An 18242-nucleotide genomic window follows, 5' to 3' on the forward strand; every position below is an offset into this window, starting at 1 on the left:
AAATTAATTAAGAGTTAAATAGTGACGACGGACTTTAGGAATCGCCTCACCTTGTTGATTAAACAAGTGACATAAATCGCCGTTAATGTGGATCGGAACGCGATCGTGCAATTGGCTAGAATTATCTCCGTCGGTTTGCACAATGAGAGTATCGCCATCCGCAACTTTGACGTAGAGATAGGTTTCACCGCCAAGTCGTTCGACAACAAGCACCTCGCCATTGATTGTTGCTTGCGCTTGATCTAACCGTAAATGTTCAGGACGAATTCCTAAGGTGGCGCGATCGCCAACAGATATTCCAGGTTTGACGGGAATCATTACACTAGCACCACCAGGAAGTCTAACAGTCGTACCAGAATCGTTAACACCTGCAACTGTCACTGATAGAAAGTTCATCCGAGGTGAACCGATAAATCCGGCAACAAACAGATTGCGGGGATGATGATATAGTTCGAGCGGTGAGCCTACTTGCTCGACAATACCGCCTTGCAACACAACAATTTTATTCGCCAGCGTCATAGCTTCGACTTGATCGTGCGTCACGTAAATCATCGTCGATTGCAAACTATCATGCAGACTGGCAAGTTCAATGCGCATCTGTACCCGCAACGCCGCATCAAGGTTGGATAGTGGTTCGTCAAATAAAAACACCTTAGGATTGCGAACGAGGGCGCGACCGATCGCTACCCGCTGGCGCTGTCCTCCTGATAGTTCTCTTGGCTTCCGGTTCAAAAGCGGCTCTAATTGTAAAATCCGCGCAACATCACGCGCGCGTTGCAGCCGTTGTGCTTTGGGAACACCAGCAAGCCGCAGGCTAAACGCCATATTCTCTGCAACAGTCATGTGCGGATACAACGCATAAGTTTGAAACACCATCGCCAAGCCGCGTTTATCCGGCGGGACATCATTCACTTTCTTGCCATCAATCAACAATTCACCAGCGGTAATTTCTTCAAGTCCCGCAATCATGCGGAGTAGAGTAGATTTTCCACAACCGGATGGACCGACGAAAACAACAAACTCGCGATCGCTAATATCCAAGTCAATGCCTTTGATGATTTCACTATCCGCATACGTTTTGTGGATATTTTTTAAAGCAACTGTTGACATAAAAAGCTTCCATTGTACAAATAATCAACTCAAATCAAACTCAACACAAAAACCTTCAGAATCCCTCCTTTGTGTCCTACCCTGGGGGAAGGCTACGCCTATGTAGTTCATTTATTCCCAAATCCAGCAGAACCATTACTTCACCGCACCAAACGTCAAACCTCGAACTAATTGCCGTTGACTGAACCAACCGAAGATTAAAATTGGAGCGATCGCCATTGTTGATGCAGCGGAAAGTTTTGCCCAGAACAATCCTTGTGGACTTGAAAACGAAGCAATAAACGCTGTCAACGGTGCAGCATTTGCTGTGGTTAAATTTAAACTCCAGAAAGCTTCGTTCCACGACAAAATAATCGCTAGTAGTGCCGTCGATGCAATTCCAGGTAACGCGAGAGGTAGCAACACATGAACAAGTTCTTGTTGCGTTGTTGCGCCATCCATGCGATCGGCTTCTAAAATCTCTTTAGGAACTTCCTTAAAAAAGCTATAGATCATCCAAACGACGATCGGTAAATTAATCAGCGTGTAAATGACGATCAAACCAATCCGAGTATCCAATAGCCCAAAGTTACGTGACAAGATGTATATCGGTACCAGCACGCCAACCGGCGGTAGCATTTTGGTAGATAGCATCCACAACAACGTTCCTTTGGTGCGTTTTGTCGGAAAGAACGCCATCGCATACGCCGCAGGTATTGCCAGTAGCAGCGCTAGGATTGTTGAGCCAAGTGAAACAGCAACACTGTTAAACGCATAATTGAAATAATCTGCCCGCGCTTCGATTGCCACATAGTTTTCTAAAGTCGGCTGGAAAAACAACTGCGGAGGAGTTGCGACTGCTGCAACTTCAGTTTTAAAACTGGTAAGAAACATCCAGAAAATTGGGAAAAACAAGATGCAGGCGACAAGCCAGCCGAGTAACGTAAATAGCCAACGACGAGAATTACTTGCCATGATTTAGGTATCCAAATTACGAGCAACACTACGCATCAAAAAGATCGCCACAATGTTGGCAATAATCACGGCAATTAATCCCCCAGCAGAAGCACCGCCGACATCAAATTCCAACAAAGCTTTGAGAAAGATGTAATACGCAAGGTTAGTAGTCGCTAATCCAGAACCGCCACCTGTGGTTACAAAAATTTCGGCGAAGATCGTGAGAAAGAAAATTGTCTCGATCATTGCCACTACAGCGATCGCACGGCTGAGATGCGGCAACATGACAAACCGAAATAATGCAACAGGATTCGCGCCATCCATGCGGGCTGCTTCTAACTGTTCGCGATCAAGAGATTGAATGGCAGTGAGTAGAATCAGCAGCGCGAACGGCAACCATTCCCAAGAGACAATAATAATAATCGCCAGCAAGGGGAAATCTGCAAACCAATCGATCGCACCCAATCCTAAGCCTGTAGTAATCTGCGCAAACAGCCCATTGACTGGATGCATCAGCATATTTTTCCAAATCAGCGCACTTACCGTCGGCATCACAAAAAACGGCGAGATTGCCAGCACTCGCGCAATGCCTTGTCCAAAAAAGTCTTGGTCAAACAGTACCGCGAGTAAAGTTCCCAACCCAATCGTGATTGCCAGAACAGCACCAACTAGAACGACTGTCGTGACAATCGAACTCCAGAAACCTGGATCGGTCAAAATAAACGTGAAGTTTTCAATGCCAATAAATTCACGTACATCAGGATTAAGTAAGTTATACCGCTGAAAAGCAAACCATACTGTCATTGCCAGCGGCACAATCATCCACAGCAATAAGGCAATCATCGAAGGGGCAACCAGCGGTAAAGTAGATACCTGTCGTTTGCGTTGCTTAATCCGTGGCGTTTCGTGACGGGGCTTAACAACGATTGAAGAAGACATAGCCTCAAGAAGTAATAATAGTTTTACTCGATATATCCGGTGTGGCGCATAAAGCGTTCCGTCGAGCGCTGCGATTGCTCTAACGCTTGGTCTACGGTGATGTTGTTAGTCAAAGCGGCTGCAATAGTTTGTCCCACTTGTGCGCCGATCGCCTGAAATTCTGGAATGTCAACGTATTGCACTCCCTTGTAAGGCGTCGGTTCGATTGCTGGACGCGTAATATCTGCCGATTCAATTGAGCGCAGCACAATCTCTGTAAACGGTGCAGCTTGTTGATAGTTGGAGTTCTCGTAAGTTGATGTCCGCGTACCAGGCGGTACCGCAACCCAGCCATTCTCGTCAGCAACCAACTGGATATATTCTTTTGATGTTGCCCACGCAACAAACCTTTGCGCGGCTTCAGGTGATTGTGAGGTTTTAGGTACTGCGAGTGCCCAAGCCCACAGCCAATTTGAGCCATTAGGATAGTCAGCGATCGGCGCGCGGGTAAAACCAACAGTGTCGGCAACTTGCGATTCTTTTGGATTCGATAATAATCCTGCAGCAACGGTGGCATCGATCCACATTCCGCATCTGCCTGTTGAGAACAATGCTAGATTCTCATTGAATCCATTGGAACTCGCGCCAGGTGGACCGTAGTTATTCAGTAAATCGATATAAAAGCTAACTGCATTTTTCCATGCGGGAGTATTAATTGTTGGTTGCCACTCCATGTCAAACCAGCGTCCCCCAAAGGTATTGACCAACGTCGAGAGAAATGCCATGTTTTCTCCCCAACCAGGTTTACCGCGCAGGCAAACGCCATAAACTCCATTTGCTGGATCGTGGACTTTGCTTGCCCATTGTTGAATCTGCGCATACGTCGGCTGTTCAGGTACTGCAATTCCTGCTTTGGCAAACAAGTCTTTGCGGTAATACAGCATCGAACTTTCACCATAGAAAGGAACAGCATAAAGTTGACCTTCGTGGGAAAGTCCTTCGCGGATCGGAGTGAGTAAGTCGTTTACGTCGTAACTAGCAGGAAGTTGTAAGGGCGTTAGCCAATCGCGTCTAGCCCAGATCGGTGTTTCATACGAACCAATGGTTAAAACATCAAATTGTCCGCCCTGGCTGGCAACATCTGTGGTGGTGCGTTGGCGCAAAATGTTTTCTTCTAGAACAACCCATCGTAGTTCGATGTCTGGATTAGCTGCCTCAAAGTGACGTGACAGATCTTGCATAACTACCATGTCACCATTATTAACAGTGGCGATCGTTAGTCGCGTTTTCTGTGCAGCTTGCGAACTTGGCGCACAGGCGTGTAGCAATTGCACTAGTACCACTCCTGCAAGGAATGCCACTAGCACTTTGGCGAAGCGGGGGATACGCATCGCATGGCTCCTTTAATTGTTAACAAACGAATAAATTAATTTTTTTGATTTTATGCTCTAATTTTGAGCAAAAGCTCGATAATAAAAATCATACTTGGCTTCGAGGCAAAACTGAGAAGTTGATGAGAATTTGCAACAATTCTTCAATACGAGGTGAAGACTATGACAGCAAAAGCAACTTATGACTTTACAGGTAAGACGATATTGATTACAGGTGGTGCGGGAGAAATTGGTAAAACTACGGCTCGCCGTTTTGCGACTAATGGTGCAGGTGTTGTGCTACTCGATTTAAATGAAGCGGGAATGACGCAGGTGGCTGAGGAACTCAAAGAGTACAACGTTCGAGTGAGTACATTTCGCTGTGACGTTACGTCTGCTAATGATGTTCATCAAGCTTTTACAGAGGCTGCGGTGCAGTTTGGGCAAATTGATTACGTTTTTAACAATGCAGGATATCAAGGCGTGTTTGCCAAGACCGATGAGTATCCTGAAGATGACTTTCAAAAGGTAATTGATATTAATGTCATCGGTGTTTTTCACATTCTTAAGGCGGCTGCGCAACATCTACGCGATATAGGCGGAGGCGCAATTGTCAATATGGCAAGCTTCGCAGGGGTGGTAGGACCGCCGAATATGCTGGCTTACGCGGCTTCCAAGTTTGCAGTTATTGGCATGACTCAGACCGCAGCAAAAGACCTTGCACCTTATGGCATTCGCGTCAATTCGTTGTCGCCTTCACTCATTGGTCCTGGTTTTATGTGGACGCGACAAACCGAATTACAAGCAGCAGTAGGTTCGCAGTATTTTGATGCTGACCCTAAGATTGTTGAGCAGCAGATGATTAATTCAGTACCGCTGCGTCGTTTGGGAAGTTTAGAAGAGGTTGCTAATGGTGTAGCGTTTCTCGTGAGTGATGAGGCGAGTTATATCACTGGATTTAATTTGGAGATTACTGGCGGGCAATAGAAAGATGATGAATATGTTCGTGAAATGGAAAGTGATACTTTTTCATAATTTGAGCAAAATATCTAGCTTTAGGCATTTACTCAAATTTATAAATCATTCTTTTGGTAGTTGTATTATTTCACTAAATGAAAAATACAGATAATTTCTCTTCTGCTTCCTATTTGTATCAACCTTATGGTGAAAACAGTATTATCTGCTCAAGGTAGGATATGAGAGAACCTTTATCAGAGCGACGCGATCGCAAACTCGATCTCGCTGCACGCGCGGCTTGGCTGTATTACATTGCTGGAAATACCCAAGAAGAGATTGCCGCAAAGCTCAATGTCTCTCGACAAGCTGCCCAACGCCTAGTTGCATATGCGGTTAGTGAAAAACTGATCAAGTTCCGGCTCGATCATCCCTTAAGTGAATGCATTGCGCTAGCTGAGTCATTACGCGATAAGTTCGCGCTGTCTTTGTGTGAAGTAGTACCGAGTGGTGATACATTCCAGGGAATTGGCGTGTGTGCGGCTACTTACCTAGAAGCTTACTTGATTACGAGAACTCCAACTATATTGGCATTCTCTTCAGGTCGCACATTGCGATTGATGGTAGAACAAATTCCATCGATGAACCAACCTCAGCACAAAATTGTTTCCATCATTGGCAATATGTCACATTGTGGACGTGCAGGTCGTAATGAAGTAGTAATACATTTATCCGATCGCGTTGGTTCGCAAGCCTATCCAGTACCAACTCCGGTTGTAGCAACAAGTATCGAAGAACGGGAACTGTTACAAACGCAGCGATCGTTTATTGCGGTAAAGACTCTTGCAGAACAAGCTAAAGCAACTTTTGTCGGAATTGGTGACATTGCTTGGAATGCACCGTTACATCAAGAAGGCTTTATCGATGATGAAGAAGTTGCTGAGTTACTTGAACTCGGAGCGGTTGGAGAAGTCGCAGGTTGGGCATACGATCGCCACGGAGTATTACTGCAAAAAGGAACAAATATTCGTGTTGCTAGCGTACCGCTCGAACAACCTGCACAGCGTCTCATTATTGGTGTGGCGGGTGGTGCAAAAAAAGCAGAAGCTATTCTAGCTGCACTGCGTGGCAAGTTAATCACAGGACTGATTGCTGACGAAGCCGCTGCCCAAGCGATTCTTGCCAAACTTTAAGTTCAAGACACTCAAGGACTTACAGTATATCAGTTCTCTATCTCTTGTACAGTAGATTTCGCGCACGCAGATTATTGACCAAAATTGGTTGAAGGTTTTCTGGTTTCACGACAAGAGTTGTGTTACGAACATCAAAGGTTGTCAGGCGATCGCTCTGAGTATGTTTTATGCAAGCGTGGGTTGAGACTCTATTTGACAGACTGGAGCTTCTCGACGCGACACAATTCGTAACTCACTAGGGTAACGTGGACGCGGATCGTCTACTAACCAAATTGGAGGCACCATCATGGCTTCATAGTAATCAATTTGGTGCAAAACCCCTGGGTTGTTTTTGAGTTCTACAATCGTTCCTGGTAGATACTCAAACATCTCATCCCAATCGATAGCTGATTCGGTGTTCATAGCACTCAATCTCATTTCCTCGATCAACAATAGAAGTGGCTCCTATGGAGAACAACTTCACCACAATCCGGTATCCAAGCGTTCCAGGTATCTGGGGATTCCTGACAAAGTAATTTGGCTTCATCGAATGCATATTCGCTAGGCAATTGCAGCAGCTTAACCCATGTATCGCGGGTGTAAGTGATATGACAAACGGGTTTCCAACCTGAAGCGATCGCTCCCTCTAGTGCTGGTGTGGGAGGACAAACCGGATTAGTTGTTTGCAGGGATATACTCATTTCTACATCAAATCCATTAAAACTGAGTGCAAAATACTTTCTCTCTGTCAAACCAGGAGAAAAAAATAAAATATTTTCTGTATTCATTTTTACAAAATATGAGCGCGATCGCTCAATTATCCCAAATAAATTAACAAATCCTGACACAACTTCTGTGCTGTGCAAAATTTCGGTTATTCTGCATTTTGTAGCAGCAATGATCTGGACAGACAAATCCTGTTTTGCCTTCTGCTCTAAAGTATTGCAATCCAAAATGTATCTATCAATTGATAGAATTCCTCTAGAGATTTGGGTTGACGGCGTTGTGGCGCATCGGAACTTATTCTTCTAGTTTCCAGAATTTCTCTATATATAATATGTATGGAATTTAGCGACTATAGTAATTTTTGTTGGAGCGATCGCACTTTTTGAAGTAGAGTGCAGAGGCACAAGAGTTTAAGGTGTGTTGACGAGGTGTTTAAATAAGTCATCAATGACGGCATTCATTGCCAAAATATCAAAAGCGTACCAGTGGTCAGAATCAACAAGATAAACTCGATTTTGTTGAACTACTTTTAATTGCTGCCATAAAGGAGATTGTTGTAGCTTTTCTAAAGCCTCTCTACCTGCTTGTTTACCATATGAAAGGAACAAAACATCACCATCAATATCAGATAAATTTTCATAAGAAATTTTGTCTCGCGTGAAGAAATCTCCATTTTGTGTAGGTGGACGTTGTAATCCAATGTCATTCAAAACTATACTAATAGGATGTTGTTTTCCGTAGATGAATATGCCATAAGTTTGATCTACTGTAGCAATAGATACTTGCATTTGCAGACGACTATTACCCAACGCTTTTTTTAATTGTTCAATTCGCTGCCAGTAGTCATTAATTAACTTTTTACTTTCCTGTTCCTTGTCGAGAATCTTAGCAAGATCTTCTAAAGTTCTTTGCCAAGAAGCTGGTGGAGTGGGATGATACAAGGCAACGGTAGGTGCAATATTGGATAGTTGCGTGTAGATATTTTGTAATCGAGTATTTGATAAAATTAAATCAGGTTTTAGTAACAGAAGCTTTTCTAAATTTGGCTCAAACCCAATATTTTCAACTCCATCCACTTGGCTTTGAAGGTGTTCTGGAAAAGGTTCTCCTAGAATCCATGCGGATGCAATAGGTTTGATACCTAATGCCAACGTACTACTAAAAGTACCACCCCACAAAGTTACAACTCGCTGAGGATTATGAGGAATACACGTTTCACCTGCTGTGTGTTGTACAACTCGACAGCTTGCTAACTCCTTATTGCTTGTAACACTGTGAAAACTACAAGCCGAGACAATTGTGCAGATTAATACTCCTAAGAGAAATAGATAGGTAAAGCGAAAACATCTCATACAGTTCAACTCGCTCAAAACTGCCATGAAATTGTTCCTTGAATGGTGAAGGGTTCACCTCGAAAAACTCTTAAGCTGTTAAAAGCTCCTGAAAAATAATCCACATCAAATAAGTTTTTAAAATTGATTTGTATCTGAAATTGCTCTCGATTGTAAAAGATTGCAGCATCGGTACGGAGGTAGCTAGGTACTTGAAAAGTGTTCGCTAAATCTCCTTGACGTTCTCCTACAAAGAATAAACCCGCACCCACACCAAGACCCTGTAGCGCACCTTCTTGAATTTCATAAGTTGTCCACAAGTTAAAGCTATTTTCGGGGATATTGTTGAGGAAATTGCCAACTAAACTACTGTCGGTGTCATCGGTGACAGTGGCATCAGTATAAGCATAGCCTGCGAAGATATTCCATCCAGGTAAAATTTCACCTGTCAGATTTAGTTCAACCCCTCGGCTGCGTTGCTCACCTGTTTGAATAGAAAAGTTGGGATTGACTGGATCTTCTGTTAAAACATTAGAACGAGTCAAGTCATATAAGGCAAGGGTTGCAGAAAGCTGGTCGTTTAAATCTGCCTTAACCCCGATTTCATACTGAGTTCCTCTTCCTGGCTCAAACTGGCTACCATCAAATGCTAAACCAATTGTAGGAGTGAAGGAGCGACTGTAGCTAGCATAAAGCGAAAGCGGCTCAACAGGTTGATAGACGATACCGACACGCGGACTAAATGCATTGCCAGATTGATTTGTTCTGGTATCTTCTAGCAAATCTCGATTGGTTTGCTCAAAAGCATCAAACCGCAAGCCTAGAAGCAGCTTGAGATTATCAGTTATTGTAACTTGATCTTGGATGTAAATACCCAACGAGTCTGATACAGAAGTGGAGTCATAAAATTCGACAGGTGGTGTAAGAGGCTGCCCATACACAGGATTGAACAAATCGAGAGGTGGGGCAGTTCCACTCGAACCTTCCGATCTAATGTAATCAATCCTAGCTAGAGTAGTTCCTAATAGCAACTGATGTTCAACAGAGCCAGTTGAAAATTTGCCAACAATATCTGTAGCAAAACTATATATATCTTGCTCATTGAAATCGACCAGATACCTACGATTTAGAGTTCTGTTGTCAGGAGACAAACTATCGGGAAAAACGAGATTTCTCCTCGTCTCGCGATATGTTCTCAATCCAAAGGCACTTCGCAATGACCAATTATCACTAAATTGATGCTCCAATTCAGCCCTAACTCTAATTCCATTTTGATCGAAGTTACTATCAGGTTCGCCAATATATAAGTTACGTGCGATCGCACCATTGGGGTTAAGGAGAATTGTCCCAACTGCTGGTTGACCAGGTGTAAATACACTATTCAAACTGAGGTATTCGCCTGAAAAAGTCAGGGTGGTATTCTCACCAATTCTCCAATCAAGAACAGGCGCGATAGAAATGTTTTGGTTTTCTACAAAGTCGATGAAACTACCAGCGCTTCTATAAGAAGCATTCAGCCGATACAAAACTGTTTGCGAGTCATTTAGAGATCCAGTTAAATCGATGGCACCGCGATAAAAGTCATAACTACCAACTGTTGCACTTAATTCGTAAAATGGATCGGGTAAGGGTTGCTTGGTAATGATATTAATTGTGCCACCTGGATTTGCCGAGCCAAACAATACTGACGATGGACCCTTAAGAACTTCTACCCTGTCAATACTCGTGAGTTCAAGCAAATATGTACCGACAGGATCTTGTAGACCATCTCTGAGCGTAGTTCCAAAAAATGAGAACTCGTCAATCCTAAAGCCCCGAATCGCAAAATCACTTCCTGGCCAAGATCGAGGAGTGATTTGCGTTACACCGCTGACATTTTGCAACGCATCTTCTAAACGGACAGCTTGCTGATCTCGTAGCACTTGTTGCGGTACAACTTGAATTGATTGCGGAATATCTCGCAGGGGTGTATCGGTTCTGGTCGCGGTTGAAGCATCAGGAACAAAGTATCCATCTTGTTCTCCTGTGACGACGATTTGAATTTCTTCTTCAGCTTCTGTAAATTCTGGTGTTACGCTCAAAATCAAACTTTGAGCTTGTGTTCTCACTTCCGCTGTTGGCGGTGCATCGACACCTGTAATGGCAACTCGAACATAATTATTTGGTAAGTTTGTTACTGATACCGATGCAATTTCTGCTACTGGATCGATTTGCTGAAAATCCTGTGCATTGGGAAGTGCTAGCACTGCATTGGGAATATCGGCGATTAAAGTATTGCCAATCACTGAGGTGACAGGAGCTAATTCTGCGGAGGTGTCTAAAATTACGTCTAATCCAAAATCGGTAGCACTAACGCTAACGCCTGTCACTTCGATTACAGAAGGAGTTTGACTCAGCCACTGTTCAACAGTTTTTGCTGGCTGTGCTATATCGTGTAGATGAGGTATTTCGTTGTTGTGTTGAGAATGTTGAGATTCGCGCAATCTTTCAGTTAATAAATTACGACTTGTATTTTTCCCCTGTTCTACCGAATCAGCCCAAGCGGATGGCGCAATCAATACCGAAAAGCAACTTAGAATAGTCAACCAACGCAACTGCATCATCACTCTACACACTTTAACTGAGAAGCATTTTCAAGAACATACAGCTTCTGTGCGTGTGATAAAAGCAATTTTGGTTGCTAGCCGGAATATTTTTGAATGCTAGCGGGAATTTTTTATTTGGTAATTGGTAATGGGTGTAGAAATACCAATTACTTCCAGTCAATACCTGTTCCAAGTCCCCCATAATTGGGGGATTTAGGGGGCTAAGATTCTCGATACTTATTAAAATATTTTTGTTTTAGTTGATATCTTAGAATACAGCTTGTAAAATTTGGCGATCGCACAAGATTTACCAGGCTCTACACCAATTGCTCAAATTTGGATGACAAATCACTGGTTTGCGTTTGTGGTTTTATCGCCCCCTAAATCCCCCACCAGTGGGGGACTTTGAAAGAGGAACAGTTAGATTTTTTCGCGACTGGCTTCAAGAATTTGCTGGAGAACCCACTCCAGGTTTGTCATCACTTCCTGATTGCGAAATCGTATGACTCGCAAGCCAAAGCGCTGAAGTTGCTCGGTGCGAGCATTATCATAGTCAAGCTGTTGGTTGTGAATCTCGCCATCGAGTTCAACGACTAATCGACACTCAGCGCAGTAGAAATCAACAATAAACGAACAGACAGCGTGCTGACAACGAAACCTTAATCCCTTGAGTTGTCGATTTCTTAAAGCTTGCCATAGTATCTTTTCGGTGGGTGTAAGGTTTTGTCGCAGATGTCGCGCAGCCGCAACAATTCTCGGAGTCGTTCCTCGGATGCGGTGAGATTTCATCGTTAAAAGTTTGTCATAGATATTCATAGAGTACCCACGACAGTTATTGATACTTCAAAGTCCCCCAATTTTGGGGGATTTAGGGGGCGAAAATCCGCTGATAATTGAGTGGTGAGAAGTGAGACAGTGTATTATCTGCCCACAAGTGGCGTGGATTTAGGGAGCGAAAACCCGCTGATAATTGAGTGGTGAGAAGCGAGACAGTGCATTATCTGCCCACAGTGGCGTAAGGGGGCTGAGATTCCTGAAACTAATTTAAAATATTTTTGTGAGTCAATGTCTTAGAAATAGAGTTTGTCCGCTGCGACGATCGCACAAGAATGATGGCGTTTGTGTTTGAGTGTCCTCGCCCCCTAAATCCCCCACGAGTGGGGGACTTTGAGAGTGGATAAACATCAGAATTTTCAAACTTTACACTGCATCTGATACGCTTTTGGACTCATACCAAATTTCTTCCTAAAGGCAGATGCAAAGTAACTCCGACTTTCAAAGCCTATTGCATCTGCGACTTCTGTCACTTTCATTTCGCTCGTTGCTAATAATTGTTGTGCTTGCTCTAAGCGATAATCATGTAAATAGCCAAATACTGTTTTACCAAATACCTGCTGAAAACCGCGCTTGAGTGCGTAATCGTTTAACCCAACTTGACGCGCTAGATCGATTAGTGATGGAGGATTAGCTAGCCGTTGCATTAAGATTTTTCGCGCCTGGTGAAGTCGATCCAAATCGTTCCTATTGAGCGACGGTGTGGGAGTTTTACCCTGTTGAAATTCAATTTCTTGCTCAACCATCAGCGCCAATAGCTCTAATACCTTGCTTTCAAGATATATTTGCTTTGTGATGCCTTGATAAGGACAGTGGAGAATTTGCTGTAGCGTTAGCCGCATCACTGGTGTCACTTTACCATGCCGGTATTGATATTCTTGATGTGGTTCGCGAAATAGATGCAGTAACTCTGAAGCAATTTGTCCCGCAGTAGCAATCAATGATTGACATAATTCGGGTGCAATGTGAACGTTGATTTGTAAGTATTGCCCTCTCGATCTTTCAAAAACTCCCCCTGATGCTAAGCCACTACCGCAAAACCAATACTGTCCAGGAATAAGATCGTCACTTCGAGATCGAAAACTACCTGCTAGGCAAAATCCATATTGAATCGGATGATCGTGTTCGTCAAATTGTGTCGTTAAGTCGCTGTGAAGTTGATAGTTATCGATTGTGAGTTCTATTCCTTGATGCAAGTTAATCGCTTGCTGAAATCCTTGCCCTAATTCACGAGGAAACTGCCAAATCACATCCGAGTAGTTTAATGAATTGGGTTGTGGCGGCGTAGGGTTAGCATCTTGCCAAAGTTCCTCGTAAGCTTGTGCTGAAATTGTGGTAGTCATGTGGCGATTTGCGTGTTGCTGTCATTAATTTATTATTGTTAGTTTAGAAAGATTCTCAATATTTCAGTAGGAAATGGGCAATGGAGAGTTGGGTTATTAAATTTCTTGCAAGAGTATTACATTTGACTCTGGTTAGGCATCTTGCCCAACCCACAAAGGTTGAATTAATCTGAATTTATAGGGTGGGTGTCCTCACCCACCCATGATTGCTAATGAATGCTTGAATTGTGCGATCGCTAACAATTACTAAAAAAACAATTCCTTAATTCCTTCACTACCAATCTCAATTGCCAATGCAGCAAGCAGAAAACCAAGAAGTTGCGTAACGATGACTGCACCTTCCGCACCAATCCATTTGTCAACGCGCCCTGCTTGGCGCACAATAAACCAGGTGACAACCATCGCTGCAACAGTACCAACGACAACACTGATATGTGCGTTAGGAGACTCTGACATTAACAGCATGACTGTAGTAATCGTTGCAGGTCCTGCGAGTAAAGGCAACGCTAGCGGAGTAATCGCCACATCGCGCCCTTGTTCGACAATTGGCGTATCCAATTCGCCTTCGAGCATTTTTAAAGCAATTAGTAGCAGTAACAGCCCTCCAGCTACCCGCAATGATGCAATACTGATGTGCAAGTAATCGAGAATAAACTGACCGCCGAAGGCAAAGCCCAATAATACTGCGATCGCCACAATACTAGCTTTATCAACAACTCGGTTACGTTGCTGTGGTTCCATACCCTTAGTTAGAACTAAAAATATCGGTGCATTACCCAAAGCATCAGCAAGGACAAATACAGCAACAAAGGTTCTGACTAGGACAGATGTATCCATAGATAAGAGTGAGGGGTGAGGGGTGAGGGGCGAGTCTTAATTCAGAATTGTACAGGATGCTACTCAATAGTAAGAAATCCATAGGATGAGGAGCGAAGGGTAAATTTAATTATCCACTGCCAGGTTTTGTCAAATCAATAAATCTGGCATCATACCTGAGAGTGACTTATTTTTGCACCTGCCAACATGACTCAACAAGATTCACAAGTACGAATTGAACGCGATTCGATGGGAGAACGACAAATTCCCCATCATGTCTACTATGGTATCCAAACGCTACGAGCAACAGAAAATTTTCCGATAAGTGGAATTAAGCCTCTACCTACATATGTTGATGCTTGTGTGTTGATTAAAAAAGCCACAGCGATCGCAAATGGTGAACTCGAATGCATATCTTTAGAAATTAGTCAAGCAATTGTTGCAGCAGCAGATGAAGTGTTATCGGGGAAACTGCGCGATCAGTTTGTGGTGGATGTCTACCAAGCAGGTGCAGGAACTTCGCATCATATGAATGTTAACGAAGTCTTAGCTAATCGGGCTTTAGAAATTTTAGGCGATGAAAAAGGAAACTATCAGCGCGTCAGCCCAAACGATCATGTAAATTACGGTCAATCGACAAATGATGTCATTCCGACCGCAATTCGTATCGGAGGTTTATTAGCAATAAAAAGAACGCTTTATCCTGCGTTGACAGGTGCGATCGCTGCTTTAGAGAACAAAGCTGTAGAATTTCAAGATATTGTGCGATCGGGTAGAACACACCTACAAGATGCGGTTCCAGTAAGACTAGGTGAAAACTTTCGTGCTTGGGCACAAATCATCCAAGATCACGAAACTAGAATTAAAACTGCTGCACAAGATCTGACTATTCTTGGCTTAGGAGGTAGTGCAGCGGGAACAGGGTTAAATACACATCCCCAGTATTGCGATCGCGTTGCTCAAATTTTAGCGGAATTAATTGATCAACCTTTACGTCCTGCACCACATCTTATGGCAGCAATGCAGAGTATGGCACCATTTGTAAGTGTTTCTGGGGCTTTACGCAACTTAGCACAGGATTGCGTCAAAATTTCTCACGATCTACGGTTAATGGATTCGGGACCAAAAACAGGTTTTAAAGAAATTCAACTACCACCCGTACAACCTGGATCTTCAATTATGCCAGGAAAATACAACCCTGTAATGGCAGAAATGACTTCAATGGTATGCTTTCAGGTGATGGGTTATGACAATGCGATCGCCCTCGCCGCACAAGCTGGACAACTTGAACTTAATGTCATGATGCCACTCATTGCCTACAATCTGATTCACAGTATTGAAATATTGGGTAACACTCTCGCCGCATTAACCCAACGATGTATTAAAGGTATATCCGCAAATCGCGATCGCTGTTTTGCTTATGCCGAAGGTAGCTTAGCGCTGGTGACAGCCCTCAATCCTTATATTGGCTACTTGAATGCAGCCGCAGTTGCCAAAGAGTCGCTAGAAACAGGTAAATCACTCCGACAGATTGTTCTCGAACGCGGATTAATGACAGCAGAAGATTTAGCTAAAGTATTAAATCTAGAACAAATGAGTGCAATGCGCTCTACACAAGGATAGGCTCTTTTTTTTAGAATACATAGTAGGTAAGCGAAAGCGCAACTCAAGAACTGGTAATTAGTCAATGGTCAATGGTTCATGGCAAACTGCTATTAATTATTCACTATTAACCAACATAACAAAGTGTGATATTTAATTATGCCTACCTACTTAAATCTAAAAGTCTTTAACGAGGAGAAATAATCAGTTGGCTACTACTGCGATTACGAGAAAAAACCTTATTTATAGTTTGCTAACAGGTTTGATTATTGGTATATTTATTGGCACACCTTTAGGCTGGTTTACACACCAATTTTTTGCCGAACGTCGTCTAGCCGAGGTTTTGATTTGCCGCGAAAAGAACCGCAATCAGCCTGAAGCTGTTTTACAGTCGATGTGTGGTTCTAGATTTTAAAGAATTTGTGTTAGATCTATTTCCATTAATTGCTGTTACTTACGTTTTTGTCTGTCTAATAGTCAATAATTTATGGGGTATTGCTATTAATTATTAACTAACATAAAAAAGTGTAATGTATAATTATGCATACCCACTTATGTAGTTATGAATTATATAGCTATTCAACGAATCGGAACAAAACCTGCTTGTTCTACTAATTTTTGTCCTTCATCAGTTGTTAATAAATTGACATAGCTGACTCCTGCTTGCTCGTCGAGTCTACCATCGCGTTTAACGATCGCAAACAGCCGACGTGTTAGCGGATAGGAACCGTTAGTAAAAGCTGTTTTGTTCAATACCGTTTCGTTTATACCAACAAAGGGGGTAATAAACATTTCTCCTGCTGCTATGGATACAGGGATAGGATAGATCGTTTCTTGTCCTACAACAACCGAGGCTGAACTATAGCCAATAGCGCCAGGATTAGCAGCAACTTTGAGAATTGCTTCTGTTGCTGTAGCAACAGCTTGGACATTTTTACCAAACTCCCTTCCGGCTAAAACTCTTTGTTGAACAACATCTGCAGTTCCACTGACTTGAGGAGTAAAACTATATGCTGTAATTGGCAGAGCTGAACCTCCTACACTTTTCCAATTGCTGATTCTTCCTGAGAAAATATCCTGTAGTTGTGCCAAGTTTAGACCCACAATAGGATTACGCGGGTGAACAAAAAAAGTAATACCATCAATGGCAATAGGAATTTGTTCTAAAGCAAATCCACGCGCTTTTGCTAGAGCGATCTCGTCTTCTTTTAAAGGACGCGATGATAGGGCAAAACTCAATTCACCATCCAGTAGCATTTTAATACCAGCAGCAGAACCTTGAGGAGTACCAACGGGTTCAACAAAACGTAACTGAAACTGCCTTTGTGACTGGCTAATTGCAGAAACAATTCCTGGAGAACGCAACGGGGCTAGGGTAGGAGAACCACCGTAATTAAAGACTCCTTGAGGAACGTTTGGAACCTCAGCTAAGGTTTTGTAAAAAACAAGATTATTGGTACGAACTTCTGAAGCGATCGGGCTAAGAATAATAATTTGAATCAATCTGTAGAGTGAAATTGTTACTGCTAAAGCAGTGGCAATAATACCAATTCGTAGTAAGAATTGAATATTGTTACGGTTAAATGGCATAGTATTTAAGTTCAGATTCTCATCTTGTGAAAGAATCTTTTTCTTTGAACTTTCTTGATGAAAACTATTATTTTGAGCAATTGCTAAACCATTTTCTTTTATTTTAACTAAACTTGATTTTTGCTGAAGTTCTTGAACATTATTTACATCATTTTCACTTTGGTGTGATTTTAATTTTCCTTGCTCATCTAATGTTTTTAGTGAGATCAAATCATCATAATTTACAATTCCTTCAATGATATAATGTTGGTAAACTGATAAGTTTGCAATCTGCTGCTCATAGGTTTGTTCGCTAGGTAAGATCACTGTTTCTTGTGCTGAAAGCGGAATAAATAAAGTGATCAGTTTTTCTTGACTTAAAGCAGTATGACATTGTTGACGAATTTCAGAAGAAAGGACTACTCCAGGGCGCGCTGGTTCGTAGTTCCATAGGTTAGATACGACCTTTGTTGCTACTGAAATTGATGGATTATTGCGGTCAATAACCGTTAATGGACCTTTTTGTAAGCAAGTTAAAATTGTTTCTAGATGAAAGCTCAGCAGTGTTTCGTCTAAGTAATAACAGACAAAGTAAGGGATGACACTGCCGTTTTGATCGATTTCGTCAGCGTATAACCATCCAAATAACGTTTGTCCAGAAGTGATTTGATATAAGTAAACAGCACGATATCCTAATGTAGGAGGATGAGAAGGTTCCCAGTAGTATGAAATGATGCGATCGCTAAATGCTTTGCGAACTTCAAGCGGCACTTGTTGACTCACAAGCTGTTTCAATCCTCTACCTGCAAAACTCGTGCAATGGAGTTGTCTTAGGAGTAAATCCATCAGCTTACTTGCAAAAAAAAATTAAAACAATACTATCTTGAGGAGAATTTTCAAGCAACTCCCCCACAAATATTAGTAGGTATGTACAGAATCAGCAAGAAACTTCCTAAGTCTGTTAACTACAATACTA

Annotated in this window: 16 protein-coding genes; 4 read left to right on the plus strand and 12 right to left on the minus strand. The window is 42.6% G+C overall.

The window, feature by feature from the left end:
• Positions 1-3 precede the first annotated feature (3 nt).
• The 4 genes from CSQ79_RS10895 to CSQ79_RS10910 form a co-directional block, all read right to left on the minus strand.
• Positions 4-1110 carry an ABC transporter ATP-binding protein gene (locus tag CSQ79_RS10895; RefSeq protein WP_099701195.1) on the minus strand — a complete coding sequence of 369 codons (1107 nt, stop codon included), beginning with the start codon at positions 1108-1110 and terminating at the stop codon, positions 4-6.
• Between the two features lie 135 nt (positions 1111-1245).
• Positions 1246-2064 (minus strand): carbohydrate ABC transporter permease, encoded by an 819-nt coding sequence (locus tag CSQ79_RS10900; RefSeq protein ID WP_289501029.1) that lies wholly within the window; start codon positions 2062-2064, stop codon positions 1246-1248.
• Positions 2065-2067: 3 nt separating this feature from the next.
• Positions 2068-2985, minus strand: a complete 918-nt coding sequence (locus CSQ79_RS10905; RefSeq protein ID WP_099701197.1) for a carbohydrate ABC transporter permease — start codon at positions 2983-2985, stop codon at positions 2068-2070.
• A 23-nt stretch (positions 2986-3008) separates the two neighbouring features.
• The gene (locus CSQ79_RS10910; RefSeq protein ID WP_099701198.1) at positions 3009-4355 is read right to left on the minus strand and encodes an ABC transporter substrate-binding protein; all 1347 of its coding nucleotides are present in this window, start codon (positions 4353-4355) and stop codon (positions 3009-3011) included.
• A gap of 162 nt (positions 4356-4517) precedes the next feature.
• Between CSQ79_RS10910 and CSQ79_RS10915 the strand changes: the two genes are divergently transcribed.
• Positions 4518-5321 (plus strand): SDR family NAD(P)-dependent oxidoreductase, encoded by an 804-nt coding sequence (locus CSQ79_RS10915; RefSeq protein WP_099701199.1) that lies wholly within the window; start codon positions 4518-4520, stop codon positions 5319-5321.
• A gap of 209 nt (positions 5322-5530) precedes the next feature.
• Positions 5531-6481, plus strand: a complete 951-nt coding sequence (locus CSQ79_RS10920; RefSeq protein WP_099701200.1) for a sugar-binding transcriptional regulator — start codon at positions 5531-5533, stop codon at positions 6479-6481.
• A gap of 165 nt (positions 6482-6646) precedes the next feature.
• Here CSQ79_RS10920 and CSQ79_RS10925 read toward each other — a convergent pair whose 3' ends face one another.
• From CSQ79_RS10925 to CSQ79_RS10955, 7 genes are all read right to left on the minus strand, one after another.
• Positions 6647-6883 (minus strand): hypothetical protein, encoded by a 237-nt coding sequence (locus CSQ79_RS10925; protein ID WP_099701201.1) that lies wholly within the window; start codon positions 6881-6883, stop codon positions 6647-6649.
• A 23-nt stretch (positions 6884-6906) separates the two neighbouring features.
• Positions 6907-7161 carry a hypothetical protein gene (locus tag CSQ79_RS28880; RefSeq protein ID WP_099701359.1) on the minus strand — a complete coding sequence of 85 codons (255 nt, stop codon included), beginning with the start codon at positions 7159-7161 and terminating at the stop codon, positions 6907-6909.
• A 435-nt stretch (positions 7162-7596) separates the two neighbouring features.
• Positions 7597-8565 carry an iron-siderophore ABC transporter substrate-binding protein gene (locus CSQ79_RS10935; protein ID WP_289501030.1) on the minus strand — a complete coding sequence of 323 codons (969 nt, stop codon included), beginning with the start codon at positions 8563-8565 and terminating at the stop codon, positions 7597-7599.
• A complete protein-coding gene (locus tag CSQ79_RS10940) occupies positions 8553-11120 on the minus strand; it encodes a TonB-dependent siderophore receptor (RefSeq protein WP_289501031.1) in 2568 nt (855 codons plus the stop codon). Before CSQ79_RS10940 ends, CSQ79_RS10935 begins: the two co-directional genes overlap by 13 nt.
• A gap of 402 nt (positions 11121-11522) precedes the next feature.
• Entirely contained in the window at positions 11523-11918 is a 396-nt protein-coding gene (locus CSQ79_RS10945) for an endonuclease domain-containing protein (protein WP_289501032.1), read from the minus strand.
• A 377-nt stretch (positions 11919-12295) separates the two neighbouring features.
• Positions 12296-13279, minus strand: coding sequence for a helix-turn-helix transcriptional regulator (locus CSQ79_RS10950; protein ID WP_099701202.1), 984 nt, complete (start codon positions 13277-13279; stop codon positions 12296-12298).
• Positions 13280-13525: 246 nt separating this feature from the next.
• Positions 13526-14116, minus strand: coding sequence for a MarC family protein (locus tag CSQ79_RS10955; protein WP_099701203.1), 591 nt, complete (start codon positions 14114-14116; stop codon positions 13526-13528).
• A 186-nt stretch (positions 14117-14302) separates the two neighbouring features.
• Between CSQ79_RS10955 and CSQ79_RS10960 the strand changes: the two genes are divergently transcribed.
• A complete protein-coding gene (locus tag CSQ79_RS10960) occupies positions 14303-15718 on the plus strand; it encodes an aspartate ammonia-lyase (protein ID WP_099701204.1) in 1416 nt (471 codons plus the stop codon).
• A gap of 187 nt (positions 15719-15905) precedes the next feature.
• Positions 15906-16112, plus strand: coding sequence for a hypothetical protein (locus CSQ79_RS10965; protein ID WP_099701205.1), 207 nt, complete (start codon positions 15906-15908; stop codon positions 16110-16112).
• 164 nt (positions 16113-16276) lie between these two features.
• Here the strand turns inward: CSQ79_RS10965 and CSQ79_RS10970 are convergent, their stop codons facing one another.
• On the minus strand, positions 16277-18112 hold the full coding sequence (locus CSQ79_RS10970; RefSeq protein WP_099701206.1) for a PstS family phosphate ABC transporter substrate-binding protein: 1836 nt from the start codon (positions 18110-18112) through the stop codon (positions 16277-16279).
• Positions 18113-18242 lie beyond the last annotated feature (130 nt).

This window comes from Gloeocapsopsis sp. IPPAS B-1203 (assembly GCF_002749975.1).
Taxonomy (GTDB): Bacteria; Cyanobacteriota; Cyanobacteriia; order Cyanobacteriales; family Chroococcidiopsidaceae; genus Gloeocapsopsis.